Source organism: Dysgonomonas mossii DSM 22836 (assembly GCF_000213575.1).
Taxonomy (GTDB): Bacteria; Bacteroidota; Bacteroidia; order Bacteroidales; family Dysgonomonadaceae; genus Dysgonomonas; species Dysgonomonas mossii.
On record NZ_GL892011.1, the window covers coordinates 1 to 18,890 of the forward strand.

Here is an 18,890-nt window from a genome sequence, read left to right on the forward strand (position 1 = left end):
CACACATAAATTAGATCACCCGTTATTCTATAACCAGCGGCGGCAAGCATTAAGCAGAGGCGGAATCACTCATATTTTGAGAAAATATGCACATATGGTTAAAGACAAGAATATGCCAGAGAAAATTACTCCACATATTCTCAGACATAGCAAAGCAATGCACCTGCTTCAAGCTGGCTATACTATGGTTGTAATTAGAGACTGGCTTGGTCATGTTTCTGTGCAAACAACAGAGATCTACGCGACATTGGACATCGAAGCCAAACGCAAACTTCTTGAAGAATCTTTTCCCGATAATATTCCTGATTGTGACTTCCTCGATTGGAATAAAAATGACAATCTTATTAATTTTTTGAAAAGGTTTTAAAAATATTATGCACAGTGTCTTGCATATATAGCTTTTAGTTTGAATATATTATAAGTAACACTGTGCATAACTGTATACTGAGCATAATGATGCTTATGCATCACTTTACATAAGCATCATTGTGTAGGCGGTTACTATTCAAAAACAGATTCCCTGATACTCTCTGCCTGTATTGACGGCAAAAAAATAGAAACCATCGAAATATCCCTTTCAAAATTGCAGGTTATCCAATCGAGGGGGGTATGCAACAAGAATACAAAATACCACAATCAAATTATCAACCTTGTAGAGAACAATATACCTCTCATAGAAAGCAGATTAGCAGCATAAAATCAATTTTAAACAGTAAACAATATGAAAGCAACAGAAGTAAACGAAAATTTAATTGGGAAGTATTGCCACATTTCGGGCGACTTAGAAAACGGATATTTTGACGGAAAACCGTACATCTGCCACGAGAGTATCACACGAGTTATCACTCGCATAACTGACACACATATCATTTGCGAATGTGGCAGAAAATTCTTAAAAAACCAAAATTTAGAGATTGTAGAACGCTAATAAATCATAGGGCGGAGCAATCCGCCCACAACAAAAAAGAATATGAAACAAGATAAATCAATAACAATCGCATTTTCAGGACATAGAAGCAATCGTATTACTATGGATATGGATAGTCTTGCCAAACAGGCAGAAAAGACAATCACAGCCTTTTATATGCAGGGGTACAGGCACTTTATGACAGGTATGGCAGAAGGTTTTGACCTTCTGACGGCAGAAGCCGTTTTGAAGATAAAAAATCTTCATACCGACATAAAGCTGATATGTGTCATTCCCTTTTCGGGACAGGCTTTAAGGTTTTCCGATGAAGATAAAAAACGGTATGGAATCATTTTTCAGCAATGCGATGAATCCATATTGATTACCGACCGATATTATAAAGGATGCTTTCACCGCCGTAATGATTATCTGGTAGATAACTCCGCATTCCTAATTAGCTATTTTGACGGAGAAAGCAAAGGCGGTACATATTACACCGTAAATCGGGCTAAGTCCAAGAATATAGCAGTCATTAACCTGATGGACTACCAACGGGCTAACGAATGGTGGAATAGTGCCACAAGTGAAGAAAAAGACCTGTTTTCAGGCTATTCTACCGAAACGGAACAATCCTTATTTTGGGAACAGCTACACGAATCAGACAGAAGCAACATTCATCAATACTACCAGTACCAAACGGGTAAAATCGAATTACAGGAAGATGATGCCAACAGCCTGTTAATGGAGATTATATGCGAATTGGCAGACATCGCACTGGAAAAGGAATATAGTATGCCCCGTGAAAAAATGTGCGACAGGCACGGCTCATTCTTAGAAAAGTATCAGGACAGTTTTAATAACTTGTATGATAATATTGAGGACAGAATAGTAAGCTACGATTTTATAACAGAATAAATATATACGGATATGAAAACAAATTCAATCAATCACAACGGCTGTTCCGTATGCGGACAGGGAAAAGAGAACTATACAACGTTTCGTTTTGCACACCGCCCGAAACAGACATTCTATCAGTACGATTACAGGCACACAGACGGGGAGTTATTTTCAATAGTCGCACCGACTTTGGAGGAATGCCGTACCCGTCGGGATGAATGGCTAACTAAGAAAAGTAATAACAACTAATACCCAACATCATGGCACAGGAAAAAATGGACGATTGGATGCAAGATGCGAAAGACCTTGCAAAAGCGGAACGGGAACTCAAAATAGAACATTGGGTATATATAACCTTTGAAATAAGGGACGAGGATAGAAACCGTGAAATACTACATATAATCGACATACCCCGTGCCATGTTAGACCGTTGGCGGTGGGTAATCGAATGGCGCAGGGCAAAGTTAGTATGCAAATATCCCCGTAAGCATATTTGGGTATATCACTGTGCATACGACAAGCGGACGGGCTTGCAGACGGGTTTTGATTTTTTGTTAGGCAAAGTAACTTCGGCAAAGGCACAGATAACTAAGGTAGAGAGGGCAATCGCCAAATATACCGACTATATGACACACAACGACCTATTTTTTAATATAGATACGGATGAGAAGTTACTCAAATCTAAATCCAAATTGGAGCAAAAAAAGAAGAATTATAATGAAGCGTATGCCATTTTACAGGCAGAAGTCATCAAGCATAAACAGAACAGCACCATGTATAAATTATTTATAGGATTCAAGAAATTAGGCGAGTTTGCCTCTATCATGGAAGCCAAGAAACACGCGGATAATAGCGGATTATCAGGTACTTTTAACCTGATTGGCGACCGCTATCGGGATAGTTGGTATGTTTTCCCGAACTTCAAAAATGAGTAGATATGATAATACGGGCGGAAACGCCCGTTACTATTCTTATGAGATTTCCAAATTATTTTGAAGAAAATATTAAAACTTGCGAAGAATTAATTCTTCGCAAGTTTTAATATCCTTATTGCCCCTCTGATAACAATAAGAAAGACGATACTACCGATAATAAGGTCTGGTATCTGATTATTTAATTGCCATACCAAGAATCCTGCAAGAATTACCCCTGCATTTATAATCACATCATTAGATGAAAAAATGATACTTGCCTGTATATGGGCATCTTTGCTTTTTGTCCTTTGAAGTAAAAGCAAACAAATGACATTGGCAATCAAAGCAAGTATGGATACACCTATCATCGTTTGAAAGACAGGCATTTCTTCTGCACCTGTAAACCGCCTGATTACCTCTATAAAACCGATTGCAGCCAAAAATATCTGGAAATATCCGCAAATCATGGCAACCCGCTTTTTACGGCTTACGGCTGCACCTACCGCAAACAAGCTTAATCCATATACAAAAGCATCGGCAAGCATATCAAGACTATCCGCAACCAATCCCATTGATTTGGATATGATACCCGTTGACATTTCAATCAGGAAAAAACTGAAGTTAATAGCCAACACAATCCAAAGGACTTTACGCTGTTTACTATCTTCCTCTGCCTTAAATTCGCCTGTCATTTCAGCACTTTCAATAAAGCGTGAACCGAGATTCAAGGTAGCAAGCTGTTGTTCGATTATTTGATAGTCGCCTGTATGGTAAACAGTCAATACCCTGCCTTTCAGGTCAAATTCCTGTTTGGCAATACCCTCTACGTTTTGAAGTTTCATCCGAATGAGGTTTTCCTCACTCGGACAATCCATTTGTTCAATTTTAAAAATTGATTTATTCATTTTACAATTTAAATATTATCCCGGCATTCAGAACAAAACCGTCCAATGGTGCGTAAATATCCCGGAATTCGGGCTTAGTCATCGAACCTGTATGAATGGTGTCGAACCTTGTCTGCCGTCTGTCGGTAAAGTTCTCAAAGTTAGCATATATTGAGAATCTTTCCCAAATCCGTTGCATCATTAATCCGCAGATAAGGTAATCTTTTCCCTTTTTTCCGTCATTCAAGTTTTGTTTTCCTGTATAGTAGGCTTCTAATCCGATTTTCCATTTATCTTCCACCTCATACATTAATACAGAATTGATTTTATGTTTCGGTGTAAGGGTTTTCTGATAGCTTCTGCCGTCTTCCTTAACTTTAGCATCCGTATAGGTATATCCGAGAAATAAACCAAAGTCCTTATATTTTATTTTCATATTGGTTTCAGCCCCTTTGCTGTCCACATGACCGTCTATGTTGTTAAACTGCCAACGGTTATTATCCGCAGCTTGCAGTTCAAGCGGATTTTTCAGGCAAGTATAAAAGAATAACTGGTTTATACTTAAATATACTTGGTCGTCAAACAAACCTGTTTTATAAGTGAAATCCACATTTGCCCCGTAGCTTCTTTCCAGTTTGTTATTATCATCATCTATCGGCAAGACATTCTGAAACTGTATGCGTTCGCTATCTTCCGAAAAAATGGTAGGTGCTTTATATCCGAATCCGCCACCTACACGGGATGAAAATTTATCCGTTATTTTGAAATGTGACGATATACGGGGCAGTACTGCAAAACCGTAATCGGTAACATAGTCGGTACGCAATCCGGTTTCAAGGTTCATCCAGTCCGTTATTTTCGTATTGTTTTGTACAAATAAGCCTAAAGTAGTCATATTGTAGTCTCGCAAAGGAAAATCGGTCAGTTTCCTTTCGGTAAATTTATCCGTCCATATATTTGCACCGGCTACCCATTCTGTCTTTTCTTTCGTATGTATATAGGATACTTCCGAGAAAGACGATAGCTGCTCTCCGTCAAATTTAAAATCGGGAATCTCAATCTTACGGCTGAAATAGGTTACACTGTTTTTTACATTCAATCTGTTTTGTTTATCAAAACGGTGTTCAAATGTAAGTTGGCTTGAATGCCTCTGTGTCTTGTTTCTTTCAAAATAAGAATGTTCTTCATCCCCTTTATCTTTTAAATATCCCATATCACCACCTAAACGGGTTTCTATCATGGAGTTTATACCGAAATTTAAGTCTGTATTTTCAGACAGGTATAAGAATAGTTTTGGATTCAATACAAACCTATCGAATTTTGGTATTGCTGTAAAGCCTACATCTGACGGGTCATAAGCCCAGTTACGGTTATACGATGCAAATACGGTAGTACCTACTTTATTGAATTTCTGACCGAAAAAGCTGTTTACATCAAGTCCTTTGCCTGTTGTCCCGTTCAGGTGTATTGAAAAATCCCTTTCTTTTTCAGGTGTTTTCGATATAAGGTTTACCAAACCCGCAATCGCACCGCCACCGTATAAGGTAGAAGAAGAACCTTTTATAATTTCAACCTGCTTTAAATCGAGAGGCGGTGTCTGTAATAAGCCTAATCCGCTTGCTGCACCCGAAAATACAGGAAAACCGTCTTTTAATATTTGGGTGTATCTACCGTCCAAGCCCTGAATACGGATAGATGAATTACCCGATATGGCAGATGTTTGTTGCGTCATAATACCCGTGCTTTCATTCAGAAGCATACGGATATCTCCGGGTTTCATAACCCCTTTTTCGCCTAATTCTTCGGCATTTATAAATTCAATGCGTGTAGGAATATCTTTAAAAGTACGTGTTCCCCTTGTCGAAGAAACAACTATTTCCTGCAATGTTTCTTCGTCCGCTTCAACCCTGATAACAATAACTTCATCCGAAGCCAAAGGGAATGTAAACTCTTTGATGGTTTTTTCATATCCCACATAAGTAATTTCAAACTTATGTTTTCCATCAGGAATATTGGAGAGAACCGCCAAACCTTCGGTATCGGAAGATGTACCGTTCGTTGTGTTTTGTAGCACAATATTAGCACCTATTAATATCTCTTTGCTATCACAATCTATTAATTTGACTCTAAGTGTGTTTTGTGCGAAAATATTGGAAAAGCTGAATGCTAAAAATAACATCAGTATAATTTTTGTTTTCATTTTTATTCTTCTTTTTAATCTTCAATTTGAAATGATATAGGAGTTACGATACTACAAATAATGTATTATCGCAAAAAACGCAGGGCATATTCTAAATGTCCTGTAAAATTAAAAGTTGATTTATGCTTTTGGCGGTTGCCAGATTGAAGATTTAAAATCAGGAAGATTATTTCTTAATATATATTCTGATTCGCAATCAGATGTTGAGCCTAAAGTTATAACTATTGGATTATAAAAACGAGCTTCCGGGAATCCGTAACAAGTATTACAATGTAGAAAAGGAGAACAGCAACTATTATCGGTGCAATCATCACAACTATTGCCTATATCATTGCTTATTTCAGCATATATAGATAAACATTTATCCTCTAAACAACAAGGCATTACTGATAGCAGTAATACATATATGGATAATATGAGGGATAAATATTTCATGTGGCAAAGGTAAGAAAATCATATTAACAAATAGTCAGGAATTTAATATTTTTATAATCAGACACCACGTTACTGATTGGAATATTGATTATTATAATTAAATATGTAATGATTGTCATTCTTTATTACAGCAAACATCCGAGCTACAAGCTTAGCTCTGATAGCATTTAATACCGACATTTTATTTTTGCCTTCGCCAACTTTTCTATCGTAGTACGCCCTTAATCCACTATTTTTATTTTGAATAGCAGATAAGGCAGCTAAATGAAGTAGAGATTTTATACTCTTATTTGCTCTTTGGGAAACCCGATTTTTAGAGAACTGACTACTTCCTGATGAGTAACTAAATGGCGCAACACCCGCATGACAACAAAATTTGCGACTATCGGTAAATCGCGTAAAGGCTTGTGTTTCCAATATCATTTTTAAAGAAGTCTTTTTTCCTATTCCTTCAATACTCAATAATAATTTCATCTGATGAGACAACAAAGCATCTTTTGCTGCAATACTCTCAATTTCCGCTTCAATATTAGATATTGCTTTATCCAATTCTTTAATAAGCAGGGATAATCTCTTTAACTTCAACTTATAGACATAATCAGGCATATATTCCTTTTGATCTGATAATTGAGCTTGGTATTTGGCTCTATCAACACATAGCATATTTAATTCTGTTGATAATAGCTTTATTGATTCTATACTTATTGTCGGGTGATTATATATTTTAAGTTTATCTACATAACGATACGCATACAAAGCGATTCGTTTAGCATCTACCGGATCATTTTTCCCTCGTTGTAATCCGGAACTGTATTTTATTTGGGTAGGGTCTTCTAACCAAAGTTTATAGTTTCCAACTTGACAAGAGATTGCTAAAGGATAAATATATAATCCTGTAAATTCAGCACATATTACTATTTGTTCCGCATCTATATTTTGTTCCACACAAATTATAGATAAATAGTTTTCGATACTCTTTTGATGATTTGGAATAACATCTTGTTTGACCACAGAGCCATTCTTCAACACACAACAATCCAAGTTTTTCTTACTCACATCAATTCCAATAAAATAAGAGTCTTTCATGATAAAGTGATTTAATGATTTATAATTTGGAAAGGCACTTGAATATATCCTAAAAACCTTAAATATCTTTCAGATTAAATTCTTATATAGGTCTAATCCAAGACAAATAACAAGTTCGTAATAGTAACATAAGTTATTCCTACTTTCCATGTTGATTTACTTGTTATTTTCCTTTCTTTTTAATTAATAACGTAAATCATTAAATGTTCTTGAAATTAAATGAATAAAATGAGTTCCAAATAGTAACATAGACTTTACATTTCTCTTTTTCCATATGGTTCACTCATTATAGTTTATAAAATAATTACAATGCAAACCTAAGGTTTTCCATGACTTTAATAGCTTTACGGGAAGAAAAAGTAACAAAAAGCCTTTTGAACCTATTTGTTTTCATACATTTGAGCAAATAGGTATCTTTGTATTGAAATCTCAATCGTATGGCTGTAAAAATAGAAAAATGGGTAGTTGCCCAGAAAAAACATAAATTGTCAGACAAGCATGTCCAAATGGCTCGTGAGTTGGGACTGAACCCCGATAAATTAGGAAAAATAGATAATCATAAACAGGAAACATGGAAAGCTCCATTGCCCCAGTTTATCGAAGAAATATATTACAAACGTTTCAAACGGGAAGAACCGGCAACCATCCGTTCCCTGAAAGAAATCATCGCTGATGATAAAGCCAAAAAGGAAAAGAAGAAAAAAGAAAAAGCTAGTCGTCAAGAAAATATCATTTTAGTCAAAGATGATAGTAAAGAAATAGAAAATTCAGCAAAACCAGCTTCCCTTTCGGCAAAACTTAAACTGTATAACGAGAAGCCCAAAGTCAAAGTTAAATTAGAGGGTGGAGAAAGTCCGGATTCTATTCTTCTAAAGGAAGCTCACATTTTTGATGAGGCTTTTGATTTTTATGAAAAAGAAAACGTTACGTTTTCACAGTTGGGATTTATTCTAAAAAATATACATCCCAGATATAAGCCACGTCGTTATGGCTGTAATACATTAAGGGCAATCTATGAAAAATTAGATAAGTACGAAGTTGTACAGGGAGAAGAACTTGTTGTGCGAAGGATACAAGAGAATATAATAGAAACTGAATAAAATCCGCCTGTTGGCGGATTTTATCATTAACCAATCTGTAAATTAACCTCCCTTTTGAAGCGAAACGGGCTGGAAACATAATAATAGCAGTTTGTAGCCCATCCGGTGGTAACTACAATAGAGCCATATCCAAAGATACGACCTGCGACACTCTGTACTACCTGAACACCTTCGCATTTTGCCAGTACCAGCTCGACCGTCCTGCGGCTTATTACACCTGTTTTCAAAATTACACGTTTATTAGTAACGGCGTAAATTGAACCAACCTTAACCAAAACACGCTGCACAAGGGAAACTAACCCCAAGAATAGCAACGTTATCCCTAAATACTGTGTTATTCGGACTTCATCAAAATAACACATAAATCCGATAGCCAATAATATAGCAGGTTGCAGGAATAGAAATATATGTATTCTCGCCCTGTACATTATTTCTTCTCCGGGTTGTAAATATGTAGTAAGAAATCTCATATTATTTTTTCGTTTATGATTTGTTTTTCAATATTTTAAACAGGCAACTGCACCATCCTGTCGGATTCAGGAAGCGTTTACCTTTCCTGATCTCATAGTGCAAATGGCTACCTGTCGATATTCCCGTGTTGCCTACACAGGCAATTTGTTGTGTTATACTTACCGAATCGCCTGTATTAACCATCGTTCTGCTTAAATGGGCATAGAATGAACGAAAATTTCCTGCGTGTTCAACCTCAATGTAGTTTCCATATCCCGAACAAAAACCTTTACGAACTACGACCCCGTTGCCAGTAGCATATACAGGAGTACCTTTTGTTTTAGGAATATCAATCCCAGTATGAAATTTTCGTCTTTTATAAATAGGATGACTACGATTTCCAAACCCCGATGAAATACGCAGCGGTTTCTTAATCGGAAAAATTACCGGATAGTCGGATAACTCATCAATAGACATTTGCAAAGAATCCGCTATCCGCCAGAACTCATTTATAGAATAGACAGGTTTCGTACATTCTTCTATTTCCGATTTTCTGTTTACAGAATCAAACGGCTGCCCTGATACGGGCAAATGCAGCAAAACGGTAAAGAACATTATTAGGTATTTCATAATCAATCTGTAAATACAGTAAGTACCCGAAATAATCCGGGTACTTGCTTATTTATTCAATTTCCTCTCCCCACAGCTCTACGTCTGTCGGGGCATTATTCAACGACCGGGCTATACATAGCCAGCAAAGGACGTTTAACCCTATAAAACTGCATAAAATCATAGACTGATACTTTTTGTAAATCTTCTTTTTCCTCGTCATCATCCCCCCTATCATTCTGCCAACTGAATGTTTTTTGAACCACCTGACCGAATGAATCTTCTACATATACATCGATAACTTGCTGATCCGTGCTGTGTGATGTATAGTAAAGTCGGAATGTCGTTTTATTCAACGGGTACAGGTCATTCGGTAGAAATACCGTGCCTTCATCATTTCGTAATTGACCTTTCCCATCACTTTGGAAATACCTGATAAAGAACTGTGCCTGCTCGTAGTCGCCTTCCTTTACCAGTTGGCACCGAATTTCCGCACTCTCGCCCTGAACGATTTTTTTCTGGACGGGCATAGTAACAAGATCAAATGAATAAGCCTGCTGAACATCCAAATCGTCACTACAGGCACAGACTATTGCCGATAGCAATAGCGTGTATAAAAAATATGCTAAGAATTTTTTCATTGTAATTTCTATTTTAATTGATTATAAATTTGATTCCCAATCCATACTGGAAATGAAAATGCCCCGATGATGTACCCCATAACACCCTTTCACGGGCAGTCAGGAGCAACACAACACGGTCGGACAGATACGTTTCCATTTCCAACGTAATAGCACCCCCGTAGATGAACCGGTCTTTGTTCCGGAGTGTGGAGCCGTCAAAGAGAGTTTTCTCTCCCCAGTTGCTCGTTTCATACCCGGCAAGAGCCGAAGCACCCAAAGAAAAAAGGACTACTTTATTATGATCGGAAAGGAATTTCAGGTAATAACCACCCTCTCCGGTAAACTGGCTGACAGGTATCCTGTCATCTTTGTACGGGTAATATTTATTCAGAAACTCGGCACCGAATACCCACTTATTTGCATGTTTGGTATAGGTGGCCATCGACAGCCCAAAGTAATAGCCCAGTTCATTTTTTTTGTCTGAAGAGTGGAAACCATCCACCATTCCACCTGTTACCTGTATGCCTTGCATACCGGGTAAACAGCGTTGTGCTTGCACTTTGCCCGATATGCCAAAGCATAATATCAGGGCAAAGCACAATACAAACGCGTAATAAAACGTATCCCGTTTCATTATTTCACTTTTAATTCGTTGATAACTTTCGCTCTTATCAGGTCGGCATTTTCAACTGTAAAACTTTGATGCCGTCCACCCTCTTTTTCATTCAATTCGATGATAAGGTGCTTATCATCCGGTATCGTAAACTTCGGCAAAGTAAAAATCACACGTTCAGCCCGTTTTCCACCTATCAATGTCAGGTTATTATGTGCCCGGAGCGGTACGATTACCTGTTCCTGAATGGCTGTACGTTTCGCCAGTTTTTTATCGACAATTTTGAACGTAATAAAATCTACATCAAACGGCACATTGGAACTATTCTTTAGTTGCATGTGGAAATAAAGCAAGCCATTATGTGTATATATTCCTTTGAGTGTGTATTGAATCCCGAAACGTTTGGAGCCGATATGCTTTATTTCCCTGTCATCATTCTTATAGATAGATTTCATAATCAGCTTGACCAGTAACGGCGATTCGCTACCCAGCTCCCTCATATAAATCTCCATAGCGTTGTTCGGTCTGTTCACGGCTTCCCCGTCATGGATAAAGTCGGTCATTTCAACCGACAGTTTAATCGGCTCATCGGCATATTTAATGTTGAACGTATAATATGCACCATCTTCGGTTATTACCGCCAGATTGCTTTCTTTGGAAAAATCCCGGAGGGCAGCTTTTACACGCAGTACATTTTCCGCTCCGTCCGCTTTGGCCGCCAACAGGTCGGCAGAACCTAAGTCCACATAACGGATTGCAGAGGGAAAGATGATATGTACCGTTTTTGAGAATGTAACCTCCAGTGCATACGGTGGTATCATCCGGTTAAAGGTTAGCGGTCTGGTCAGACCGTCAAAATAATCTCCGGTAGAGGGAGAAATGTTTGCTGTTTGTTGCTTTTCTACACTCTGTTTTTCAACATCCTGAGCGTTGGCTGTGAATACGCACCCGATAATAGCGAGTACAAAAAGAATTTGTTTCATACGAAAAATTGTTTTAATTGTTAATTACTTAATACTATTGGATTTTTTAGTGGTGGCTTATGCCCTGTTTTATACCTTTGGAAGAAGTAATACCTGATGATTAGCTTTCAATGTTACTTCCACTTTCCGCATTTTTTTACTGACATATTGCGATAATCCCTGAATGGCACTACGTCCCAAGTCGGCGGCAAGCTGTGAACCTGCATCGTCCGTTATGGTAATGCTACTGCCCATCGACGTACCCATGTTAGCTGCAATTTCTTTAGCTGCGTTCATTTCATCCGAACCAGGAGCCGAAAATCCCCGCAACCCGTCCAAATCGTAAACATCCATTTCAACAGGTATCACATTATCTGCATACTGTATAGATATAATTGTGACTTGAAGCCGCTCCCCACTAATCTTTGCACTCCCCGTCAGGATAGTGTTGGCAGGAATCAGGATATTTCCGGCTCTCATCGGCTCCAGTAAACGCAGTTGCATTTCTTTTCCGTCGGAAAGTTTAATGGTCTGGTAAACACAAGCCTTGATACCGTTTTTCTCCGTTATGGCTTCCTGTCCGGCAGCCGTGATAAATCCCACGTTACGGGGCTTGCTGTATTGTTCCAGAAACTCGTCATTATCCATCGGAGCCGCCAAAAGGGAAACCACATTGTGATGCACCTGTGATACAGGCTTCGGAGTAACTTTTTCACGCAAATTGATGGTGTTATCCCCTGTCTGATGTGTATCGGTCGATACCTGCCCCTGTGCATTGGGCGTGTATTTGGCGGCAATCTGGTAGGATTTCTCTATCAGTTCCAGTTGTTTATCCTCCGCACTTTTCGCAGCTTCGGCTTCTTCCAGTTTGCGTTCCAATTCCTGCATACGCCGATCCATAGCAAGTTGCTGTTCATTGGCTCCGCTTGCGGGTTGTTCATACCAACTGTTTAACTGGCGGTTTACATCCTGATAAGCATGGGCTGATGATTGGATAGGAGAAACCGCACTTCGGGTGTTATCCGGAGAATCGGGAGTAACAGGAGCTATACGTGCCTGACGGTCGTATTCATCCTGCGCTTTGCGGCCGTCATCCTCTCCGATTGAAAAAGCAAAGTCCTGTAAATTACGCCTTTTACTTTCTTCTTTGTTCCGCATGGCTTCCTGTTCATAAGCCGTCCGCTTATCCCCTACGATAGCTTCGTCTTTGGGGATAGGCAGTTCAGGGTTAAATCCGTCGGGTTGCTTTTCATCCTTTCCGCCGGAGGGCGCAAAGATGAGCCACATCGCCCCGATGAACAGCAAGACGAACAACGGATAGATAAGCATCTTTTTCCGCTTCTGCATCTCCTGCGGGGTAAGCTCTTTTTTAGGCTTACTCTCTTTCTTTTTTTCGGTAACGTCCGGTTTCGGTTCGTTACCTTCATTTTCCTTACTCATAATCAAATCTGTTTATTTGGTTTATACTATCTGCTTTTTGCTGATGCTCCAGTTCCAATTGCCTGATATGGTCTATCTGCATCTGTTCCTGACCGTTTTTCTTTCCCATATTATATATGGAAGAAACCGTCATGTAGATGGAACCGGCGCCAAATACAAAAAGCATTACAAGGATTATGATAATCCGTCCGTCGGGCGTTATCTGCCCCAGCAATGACCGCAGACCGTCTTCCATCCAGTCCCTTACGTCTGTAATTTTTTTCTTTATCATGGCTTACCGGTCTATTGTTCGTAAATCCCTGTTTTCTATTATTTCAAAGCGTTCCATAGTGAAACCATGAGGGTTATTGTCCGAACGCACAGAGTTTATCAAGTCGCAGCGTGTAACAAGGCTTCGCTCCGTTACATTACTTGCCCTGATTATCATTTGCCGGGAATAGGTCATCACCTTATAGGGATAAACATCGAGATTACATGCCACAGAATCGATCTGAATAATCTGATTGATATTACCCGACACAATGCGGTTGTAGTAACCTTTTTCCTGCATATCCTGATAATAGCGGAAAGCACTTTTGTCCACCAGAAAGAGTGCCCGGTTGATGTTTGATTCAATGGCGCTTTTATCCGGTGACAAGGTGAAGAACAGTTCGTGAAATCGCTTGATATGCTCACGGGCTTCCACAGGACGATTTTGGCTTAAATCCTGTGAAAGAGCGAGCATAAGCGACTTCCCATCATCCAATACATAGATTTTCTGCCGTTGTGCTTCTGCAAAGCTGAACGAGTTCCATACCGCATATCCGGTAATCCCTGCACACAGCACGACAAACACAATGGCGATAATCCGTATTTGCTTGAAACTTGTTTCAATATTTTTTAAACTTTTGAATTCCATTATTTTTCGTTATTAATGAATTAATTGCCTGCGGTGGCTCACCGCTTACTTACCAAGCAGACGACCGCCAACGTTCCCGGCTACTGATCCCGCAACACCTCCGGCAATTCCACCTGCTTTACTTGCTGTTTTGTTTACCGCACCTCCATATGCACCCGCTCCGCCTGATTGGATAATCCATCCGGCTACGGTCGGTATCGTGAAATACCCGATAATTCCTATAATCAGGAACACGATATACACACCATTAGAGCCGTCGGGGATATAGTTCGGATCTTGCAAGAGGGCTATATCCTGTTCAAGCATCAAAACCTGTATGCGTGCCAGGACAGAAGAAAAAATGTCGGAAATAGGAAGCCATAGATAGACACTTATATAGCGTGTAAGCCACTGGGTGAGCGTTGCCTGAAAACCGTCATAAATGGAAAAGGCAAACGCAATAGGTCCCAGTATGGCCAACACGACAAGAAAAAATGTTCGTATCGTATCTATGACCAATGCGGAAGCATTAAACAGCAGTTCAAAGAAATCCCTGATTACCTGTCGGAACCATGCCTTAATATCATACCAAAGCCTTTCTCCCCACATACAAATTATTTCGGGCGTATCGGTGATGCCGAGGTCTTTCATTTTCTTGTCGTACACTTCATCATCGACAAGCCATGCTTTACCCTCACGCACACGGGCTTCGTATTCCAGATTGTCTTTTTGTTGCTGATAGGCTTTCATATCCATAGTCTGGGATTCCAGAATACTATGAGTTCCTTTAACAATGGGGCTCATAACCGCATTGATAGTTCCTAAAACCAGTGTTGGAAAGAACATAATGCACAGCCCAATGGCGAATGGACGAAGCAACGGAAACACGTCGATAGGCTCCGCACGGCTTAATGCCTGCCATACCCTGTATGCCACATAGAATAAGGCACCCAGTCCTGCCAACCCCTTTGCAACTCCAATCATGTTGCTGCAAAGAGGTATCATGTCTTGGTACAGATTCGCAAGAATCTGATGTAGGTTATCAAAATTCATAACTGATTACATTTATTTGATTACCAATACCTGTCGGCAGGACTGCCATAAAGAGATAATACCCTGTCCGTATCGCCTTTTTCTTTGGCGCGGATGAAAGACACGGAAATACTTTTCTGCGTATAATACTTAGTCAGGTTACGATAGTCCAACATCTTATTATGAATATCGTCTATCGCATCCATCCGTTCTTTGTCCGACAAGGAAAGCCCGTTACTTCCGGTAACAATATTTCTCAAATCCGTTACCAATGCACCCCCTTCCTCCAGTAGTCTGGCATAGCCCGTTGAAATTGCCGCCAGTTCATTCGGGGTAAAGTTCGGATCACCTAACATTTTATTAAATCCGGTCACATAGATGTCGGTAATTTCGCTGACCATTGCAATGGTTTTCTGCACCTTACGTGCATCTTTTATCAGATTGTGGACAGATTTCAGGGCATCGTAATACTCTTTTCCCTGCTGATAAATTTTTACACTTTCCTGTACATTTTTTATCATATTCGTGGCAGTTGTTGTTCCTTGAATCGCAGTGCGTACGTTCTGTACCAGATTGGTCGGATCGACAACCGTCCATTGCGCTTTTGCTTGAAAAGAGAACATAGAAAGTGCCACTATCAGGCACATAAATATTCGTTTCATACTTTTTGCTTTTTAAATGATTATTGATTGTGTGTACTTTAGTCGTACACCCTTTTGTATTCGCCTTCGGTGGTGAGCAGAAGCATATCCCGCTCATCATCGTAGGCAATGCGTATCATGCCGTAGAAATAGAAAAAGGTAATCCCCCAGCTTTGGCACAAAGGGACGGTAAACGCCGTATCTTGTTTGTAAATAAACTGCAACCGGAACCGACTACCATCATAGAATATTTTAAGTCCGGGGGAACCACAGAGGCTAACCCATGTCCCGCACATTTCTCCCATCGGGAAACGGGTATGAACCTGCGGTGCCAAAAGTGGCTTACTGTTTTTCCTTTTCATGGCATCTATCCTCCGTACTCCTGCCGCTTGCTTTCTGCAATCTGTTTAATCGCCAGTTCCATATTTCCGTCCAGTTTTTCTGCAAGCTGCATCACTTCCATTTTCTCCGATTCTTCGGTTGTGTACGTGTAATATTCTTCCAGACTAACTTCTGTGGCATAAACAGCCGATTGTACACCACCCAGACCGAACCAGACTTCTTTGTACTTACGACTGGGCACATTGGACATATTGATAGAGAGTACCTGCGATTTTTCCTTTTCGGTCAATCCGAGCAACGCCTGAATACTGTCAAATTTGTTCATGTATTTACGTTGGTCGAGCAAAATTTTACAGTCACTATTGTTGATAATTGACTCCTTTACGATAGGCGAAGCGATAATATCGTCCACCTCTTGGGTTACCACAATCGCCTCGCCGAAGAACTTTCTCACAGTCTTAAAAAGGTACTTAATATACTCTGCCATACCCTCTTTAGCGATTGCCTTCCATGCCTCTTCAATTAATATCATCTTACGGATACCCTGTAACCGGCGCATTTTGTTTATGAAAACTTCCATAATGATAATCGTAACCACCGGAAACAGAATTTTGTGGTCTTTTATGGCATCTATTTCAAAGGCAATGAAACGTTTAGATAATAAATCCAGTTGCTTATCAGAGTTCAATAGGAAGTCATATTCACCTCCACGATAATACGGCTCCAGTACGTTCAGGAAGTTCGCAATATCGAAGTCCTTTTCACGCACTTTCTTTTCTTCCAGTATCTTTTTATAGTCATCCCGGACAAATTCATAGAACGTGTTGAAAGATGGTTCCAGTTTTCGGTTGCCTTTCAGCTTTTCTATATACTGACTGACAGCATTGGACAGGGCAACTTCCTCCGCCCGTGTCGGCGGCTCGTTATCCCTTTTCCACAGGGTAAGGATCAGCGTTTTTATACTCTCACGCTTTTCAATATCGAAGACATTATCGTCCGTATAAAAAGGATTAAACGCAATCGGGTTCTGTTCGGTATAGGTAAAATATACCCCGTCCTGACCTCCTGTACGGCGATTAATCAGGTTACATAATCCCTGATAGGAATTACCCGTGTCCACTAACACGATGTGCGTACCCTGTTCGTAGTATTGGCGCACCATGTGATTGGTAAAAAAAGACTTTCCGCTTCCCGATGGCCCAAGAATGAATTTATTCCTATTCGTAATAATTCCTTTTTTCATGGGCAGGTCAGAAATATCTACATGGAGCGGTTTACCCGAAACCCTGTCCGCCATTTTGATACCGAACGGACTGGGTGAACTACGGTAGTTTGTTTCTTCCGTGAAAAAACACAAGGCAGGTTCGATGAACGTATAAAACGCTTCTTCAGCAGGAAAATCCCCTTCATTGCCGGGCATTCCTGCCCAGTATAAGGTAGCGGCATCCACCGTATTGTGGCGTGGCTTACACTCCATTAGAGCCAACTGGCTACCTACATCATTGCGGATATGTTTCAATTCTTCCACATCATCACTCCACGCTATCACGTTGAAATGCGCCCTGATTGAAGTCAGCCCGAAGCTATGCGCTTCGTTCAAATACTGGTCGATCCACTCCTTATTTATTTGGTTTCCACGACTGTACTTTGATAGCGACTGCATATTACGGGCACTCTTTTCAAACTTTCGCAGGTTTTCCGCACTGTCCTCAATAAATAAATACTGGTTATAGATATGGTCACATGAGAGAAGCAATCCTACCGGAGAAGCGAACGACAAACGGCAATCGCTTCTATCGGTTGATAATTTTTCATACCGCATATCCGTACCGATACGTCCGGGCAGGTCTTCCGCATCCGAAAGCGTATGCAGACAAATATGTTTACTTCCTATCCGAAGCCCGTCCGCTCCCAGCTCCATATCTTGCAAGCAGGTGGTATCATCCAACGACAAGGCGAAATACTTTTCGATAAGCCCTGCCTTTTCATCCGTTCCTGTAATTTCATCCGATGTGATACGGGTAAGCGCAATAAACCCGCTATCATTCATTATCCGTTCAAACTGCCCGACAGCTTCCAAGAACTTCACACTCGTATCCTTATTGACTTCTTTGGGAATAATGTTTCCACGGCAAAGCGATGAGAAATTGCTCTGCATCCGCATCCGCTCTTTAGTCGTTTTAGTCAGGAACAGGAAACACGAGTGATTCAGGAACGGTCTTTCGTTGAAATGTTTTTCAAAGCTGCGGGATAAGAAACTCATATCGTCCTTATCCGTAGCAGGTTTATACGTTTCACGCACAAACCAATCCTGCTTATGCACCACACAGTATTCAGGAAGGACTTTTACCGCTTTCGCCCAGGATGAATGTATTGCTTCATACTCCGCATTGGTTACGGTAAACAGTTCCGGCAGTTCCACATAATAGGCTACTGTAATATCTGCATCTTTAGAAATAATGCAATCGTGTTCGACAGCCAGCAGGGGGAACTTGTTTTCAATGGTAGATGCTTTCATTATATTACGCATATCCTACCTCCTTTCTTTTCCGTTTGAACAGGCGGTGCGGAGTTTTCCTGTTTATCAGATAGCGGGGATGCTGTTTTACAGCCATAACTTTCATTAAGCCATGCTCCCCGTACTTTTCATTCAGGTTAAAGGTCATCCATACCAATACCGATGCAGCGATTACACCGAAGCCGATGCACACCCATTGATCCACCCCTGCCATATACATAATGACAAAGACAATGAATACGGAAAGCAAGCCTGCGGCAAATATGAAAAGGTATTGTGATTTTAAACCTTTGAACTCCACGCTTTTGCCTATTCCTTTGTTAATATTGAACTCCATAACTCTTTTTCTGTATGAAGTTG

At 40.0% G+C, this 18,890-nt stretch carries 21 protein-coding genes and 2 pseudogenes; 7 read left to right on the forward strand and 16 right to left on the reverse strand.

Annotation, left to right across the window (positions count from 1 at the left end; genetic code table 11):
• The 6 genes and pseudogenes from HMPREF9456_RS14680 to HMPREF9456_RS14690 all read left to right on the forward strand — a co-directional run.
• Nucleotides 1–367 (forward strand): tyrosine-type recombinase/integrase (locus HMPREF9456_RS14680; RefSeq protein WP_006844343.1); only part of this gene is annotated, 367 nt, incomplete at its 5' end.
• 114 nt (nt 368–481) lie between these two features.
• Nucleotides 482–697 (forward strand): annotated as a pseudogene (locus HMPREF9456_RS17115) (PcfJ domain-containing protein); the annotation flags it as partial.
• A gap of 24 nt (nt 698–721) precedes the next feature.
• A complete protein-coding gene (locus tag HMPREF9456_RS17120; RefSeq protein ID WP_006844344.1) occupies nt 722–928 on the forward strand; it encodes a hypothetical protein in 207 nt (68 codons plus the stop codon).
• A 42-nt stretch (nt 929–970) separates the two neighbouring features.
• Complete coding sequence (locus tag HMPREF9456_RS14685; RefSeq protein ID WP_006844345.1) at nt 971–1,822, forward strand: SLOG family protein; 852 nt, start codon at nt 971–973, stop codon at nt 1,820–1,822.
• Nucleotides 1,823–1,834: 12 nt separating this feature from the next.
• Complete coding sequence (locus tag HMPREF9456_RS17125) at nt 1,835–2,053, forward strand: DUF3873 family protein (protein WP_006844346.1); 219 nt, start codon at nt 1,835–1,837, stop codon at nt 2,051–2,053.
• Between the two features lie 11 nt (nt 2,054–2,064).
• Complete coding sequence (locus HMPREF9456_RS14690) at nt 2,065–2,739, forward strand: hypothetical protein (protein ID WP_006844347.1); 675 nt, start codon at nt 2,065–2,067, stop codon at nt 2,737–2,739.
• A gap of 86 nt (nt 2,740–2,825) precedes the next feature.
• On the opposite strand, the gene HMPREF9456_RS14695 is transcribed toward HMPREF9456_RS14690, so the two are convergent.
• From HMPREF9456_RS14695 to HMPREF9456_RS14705, 3 genes are all read right to left on the reverse strand, one after another.
• Nucleotides 2,826–3,623, reverse strand: coding sequence for a cation diffusion facilitator family transporter (locus tag HMPREF9456_RS14695; protein ID WP_018075067.1), 798 nt, complete (start codon nt 3,621–3,623; stop codon nt 2,826–2,828).
• Between the two features lies 1 nt (nt 3,624).
• On the reverse strand, nt 3,625–5,802 hold the full coding sequence (locus HMPREF9456_RS14700; protein WP_006844349.1) for a TonB-dependent receptor: 2,178 nt from the start codon (nt 5,800–5,802) through the stop codon (nt 3,625–3,627).
• Between the two features lie 504 nt (nt 5,803–6,306).
• On the reverse strand, nt 6,307–7,323 hold the full coding sequence (locus tag HMPREF9456_RS14705; protein ID WP_006844350.1) for an IS110 family RNA-guided transposase: 1,017 nt from the start codon (nt 7,321–7,323) through the stop codon (nt 6,307–6,309).
• Between the two features lie 437 nt (nt 7,324–7,760).
• Here HMPREF9456_RS14705 and HMPREF9456_RS17655 point away from each other — a divergent pair.
• Nucleotides 7,761–8,048: pseudogene (locus tag HMPREF9456_RS17655) on the forward strand (hypothetical protein); the annotation flags it as partial.
• Nucleotides 8,049–8,449: 401 nt separating this feature from the next.
• Here the strand turns inward: HMPREF9456_RS17655 and HMPREF9456_RS14715 are convergent.
• From HMPREF9456_RS14715 to HMPREF9456_RS14770, 13 genes are all read right to left on the reverse strand, one after another.
• A complete protein-coding gene (locus HMPREF9456_RS14715; protein WP_006844352.1) occupies nt 8,450–8,893 on the reverse strand; it encodes a PH domain-containing protein in 444 nt (147 codons plus the stop codon).
• Nucleotides 8,894–8,906: 13 nt separating this feature from the next.
• Entirely contained in the window at nt 8,907–9,503 is a 597-nt protein-coding gene (locus tag HMPREF9456_RS14720; RefSeq protein WP_026177125.1) for a M23 family metallopeptidase, read from the reverse strand.
• Between the two features lie 95 nt (nt 9,504–9,598).
• Complete coding sequence (locus tag HMPREF9456_RS14725) at nt 9,599–10,123, reverse strand: DUF3872 domain-containing protein (RefSeq protein ID WP_006844354.1); 525 nt, start codon at nt 10,121–10,123, stop codon at nt 9,599–9,601.
• Nucleotides 10,124–10,136: 13 nt separating this feature from the next.
• Nucleotides 10,137–10,739: a conjugal transfer protein TraO gene (locus HMPREF9456_RS14730; protein ID WP_006844355.1), complete on the reverse strand. Its 603-nt coding sequence runs from the start codon at nt 10,737–10,739 to the stop codon at nt 10,137–10,139.
• Entirely contained in the window at nt 10,739–11,701 is a 963-nt protein-coding gene (gene traN, locus HMPREF9456_RS14735; RefSeq protein WP_006844356.1) for a conjugative transposon protein TraN, read from the reverse strand. The genes HMPREF9456_RS14730 and traN overlap by 1 nt, the downstream gene beginning before the upstream one ends.
• Nucleotides 11,702–11,770: 69 nt before the next feature.
• Nucleotides 11,771–13,120, reverse strand: a complete 1,350-nt coding sequence (gene traM / locus HMPREF9456_RS14740) for a conjugative transposon protein TraM (RefSeq protein WP_006844357.1) — start codon at nt 13,118–13,120, stop codon at nt 11,771–11,773.
• Nucleotides 13,113–13,391: a TraL conjugative transposon family protein gene (locus tag HMPREF9456_RS14745; RefSeq protein ID WP_006844358.1), complete on the reverse strand. Its 279-nt coding sequence runs from the start codon at nt 13,389–13,391 to the stop codon at nt 13,113–13,115. Before HMPREF9456_RS14745 ends, traM begins: the two co-directional genes overlap by 8 nt.
• A 3-nt stretch (nt 13,392–13,394) precedes the next feature.
• Nucleotides 13,395–14,018: a conjugative transposon protein TraK gene (gene traK / locus HMPREF9456_RS14750; RefSeq protein ID WP_006844359.1), complete on the reverse strand. Its 624-nt coding sequence runs from the start codon at nt 14,016–14,018 to the stop codon at nt 13,395–13,397.
• A 45-nt stretch (nt 14,019–14,063) separates the two neighbouring features.
• The gene (traJ, locus tag HMPREF9456_RS14755) at nt 14,064–15,050 is read right to left on the reverse strand and encodes a conjugative transposon protein TraJ (protein WP_006844360.1); all 987 of its coding nucleotides are present in this window, start codon (nt 15,048–15,050) and stop codon (nt 14,064–14,066) included.
• Between the two features lie 20 nt (nt 15,051–15,070).
• The gene (locus HMPREF9456_RS14760; protein WP_006844361.1) at nt 15,071–15,691 is read right to left on the reverse strand and encodes a DUF4141 domain-containing protein; all 621 of its coding nucleotides are present in this window, start codon (nt 15,689–15,691) and stop codon (nt 15,071–15,073) included.
• Nucleotides 15,692–15,729: 38 nt separating this feature from the next.
• Nucleotides 15,730–15,966 (reverse strand): DUF3876 domain-containing protein, encoded by a 237-nt coding sequence (locus HMPREF9456_RS17130; RefSeq protein WP_157182004.1) that lies wholly within the window; start codon nt 15,964–15,966, stop codon nt 15,730–15,732.
• Nucleotides 15,967–16,037: 71 nt separating this feature from the next.
• On the reverse strand, nt 16,038–18,542 hold the full coding sequence (locus HMPREF9456_RS14765) for a TraG family conjugative transposon ATPase (protein WP_018075064.1): 2,505 nt from the start codon (nt 18,540–18,542) through the stop codon (nt 16,038–16,040).
• A complete protein-coding gene (locus HMPREF9456_RS14770) occupies nt 18,535–18,867 on the reverse strand; it encodes a DUF4133 domain-containing protein (protein WP_006844364.1) in 333 nt (110 codons plus the stop codon). The genes HMPREF9456_RS14765 and HMPREF9456_RS14770 overlap by 8 nt, the downstream gene beginning before the upstream one ends.
• Between the last annotated feature and the right edge of the window lie 23 nt (nt 18,868–18,890).

Excerpts from the sequence above, each read along its gene's own strand:
- HMPREF9456_RS14745 (WP_006844358.1), bottom strand. The coding sequence starts at position 13,391 with ATGATAAAGAAAAAAATTACAGACGTAAGGGACTGGATGGAAGACGGT.
- HMPREF9456_RS14730 (WP_006844355.1), bottom strand. The coding sequence starts at position 10,739 with ATGAAACGGGATACGTTTTATTACGCGTTTGTATTGTGCTTTGCCCTG.
- HMPREF9456_RS17130 (WP_157182004.1), bottom strand. The coding sequence starts at position 15,966 with ATGTGCGGGACATGGGTTAGCCTCTGTGGTTCCCCCGGACTTAAAATA.
- HMPREF9456_RS17120 (WP_006844344.1), top strand. The coding sequence starts at position 722 with ATGAAAGCAACAGAAGTAAACGAAAATTTAATTGGGAAGTATTGCCAC.
- HMPREF9456_RS14685 (WP_006844345.1), top strand. The coding sequence starts at position 971 with ATGAAACAAGATAAATCAATAACAATCGCATTTTCAGGACATAGAAGC.
- HMPREF9456_RS14715 (WP_006844352.1), bottom strand. The coding sequence starts at position 8,893 with ATGAGATTTCTTACTACATATTTACAACCCGGAGAAGAAATAATGTAC.
- HMPREF9456_RS14765 (WP_018075064.1), bottom strand. The coding sequence starts at position 18,542 with ATGCGTAATATAATGAAAGCATCTACCATTGAAAACAAGTTCCCCCTG.
- traJ (WP_006844360.1), bottom strand. The coding sequence starts at position 15,050 with ATGAATTTTGATAACCTACATCAGATTCTTGCGAATCTGTACCAAGAC.
- HMPREF9456_RS17125 (WP_006844346.1), top strand. The coding sequence starts at position 1,835 with ATGAAAACAAATTCAATCAATCACAACGGCTGTTCCGTATGCGGACAG.
- HMPREF9456_RS14720 (WP_026177125.1), bottom strand. The coding sequence starts at position 9,503 with ATGAAATACCTAATAATGTTCTTTACCGTTTTGCTGCATTTGCCCGTA.
- HMPREF9456_RS14695 (WP_018075067.1), bottom strand. The coding sequence starts at position 3,623 with ATGAATAAATCAATTTTTAAAATTGAACAAATGGATTGTCCGAGTGAG.
- HMPREF9456_RS14725 (WP_006844354.1), bottom strand. The coding sequence starts at position 10,123 with ATGAAAAAATTCTTAGCATATTTTTTATACACGCTATTGCTATCGGCA.
- traN (WP_006844356.1), bottom strand. The coding sequence starts at position 11,701 with ATGAAACAAATTCTTTTTGTACTCGCTATTATCGGGTGCGTATTCACA.
- traM (WP_006844357.1), bottom strand. The coding sequence starts at position 13,120 with ATGAGTAAGGAAAATGAAGGTAACGAACCGAAACCGGACGTTACCGAA.
- HMPREF9456_RS14705 (WP_006844350.1), bottom strand. The coding sequence starts at position 7,323 with ATGAAAGACTCTTATTTTATTGGAATTGATGTGAGTAAGAAAAACTTG.
- HMPREF9456_RS14770 (WP_006844364.1), bottom strand. The coding sequence starts at position 18,867 with ATGGAGTTCAATATTAACAAAGGAATAGGCAAAAGCGTGGAGTTCAAA.
- HMPREF9456_RS14760 (WP_006844361.1), bottom strand. The coding sequence starts at position 15,691 with ATGAAACGAATATTTATGTGCCTGATAGTGGCACTTTCTATGTTCTCT.
- traK (WP_006844359.1), bottom strand. The coding sequence starts at position 14,018 with ATGGAATTCAAAAGTTTAAAAAATATTGAAACAAGTTTCAAGCAAATA.
- HMPREF9456_RS14700 (WP_006844349.1), bottom strand. The coding sequence starts at position 5,802 with ATGAAAACAAAAATTATACTGATGTTATTTTTAGCATTCAGCTTTTCC.
- HMPREF9456_RS14690 (WP_006844347.1), top strand. The coding sequence starts at position 2,065 with ATGGCACAGGAAAAAATGGACGATTGGATGCAAGATGCGAAAGACCTT.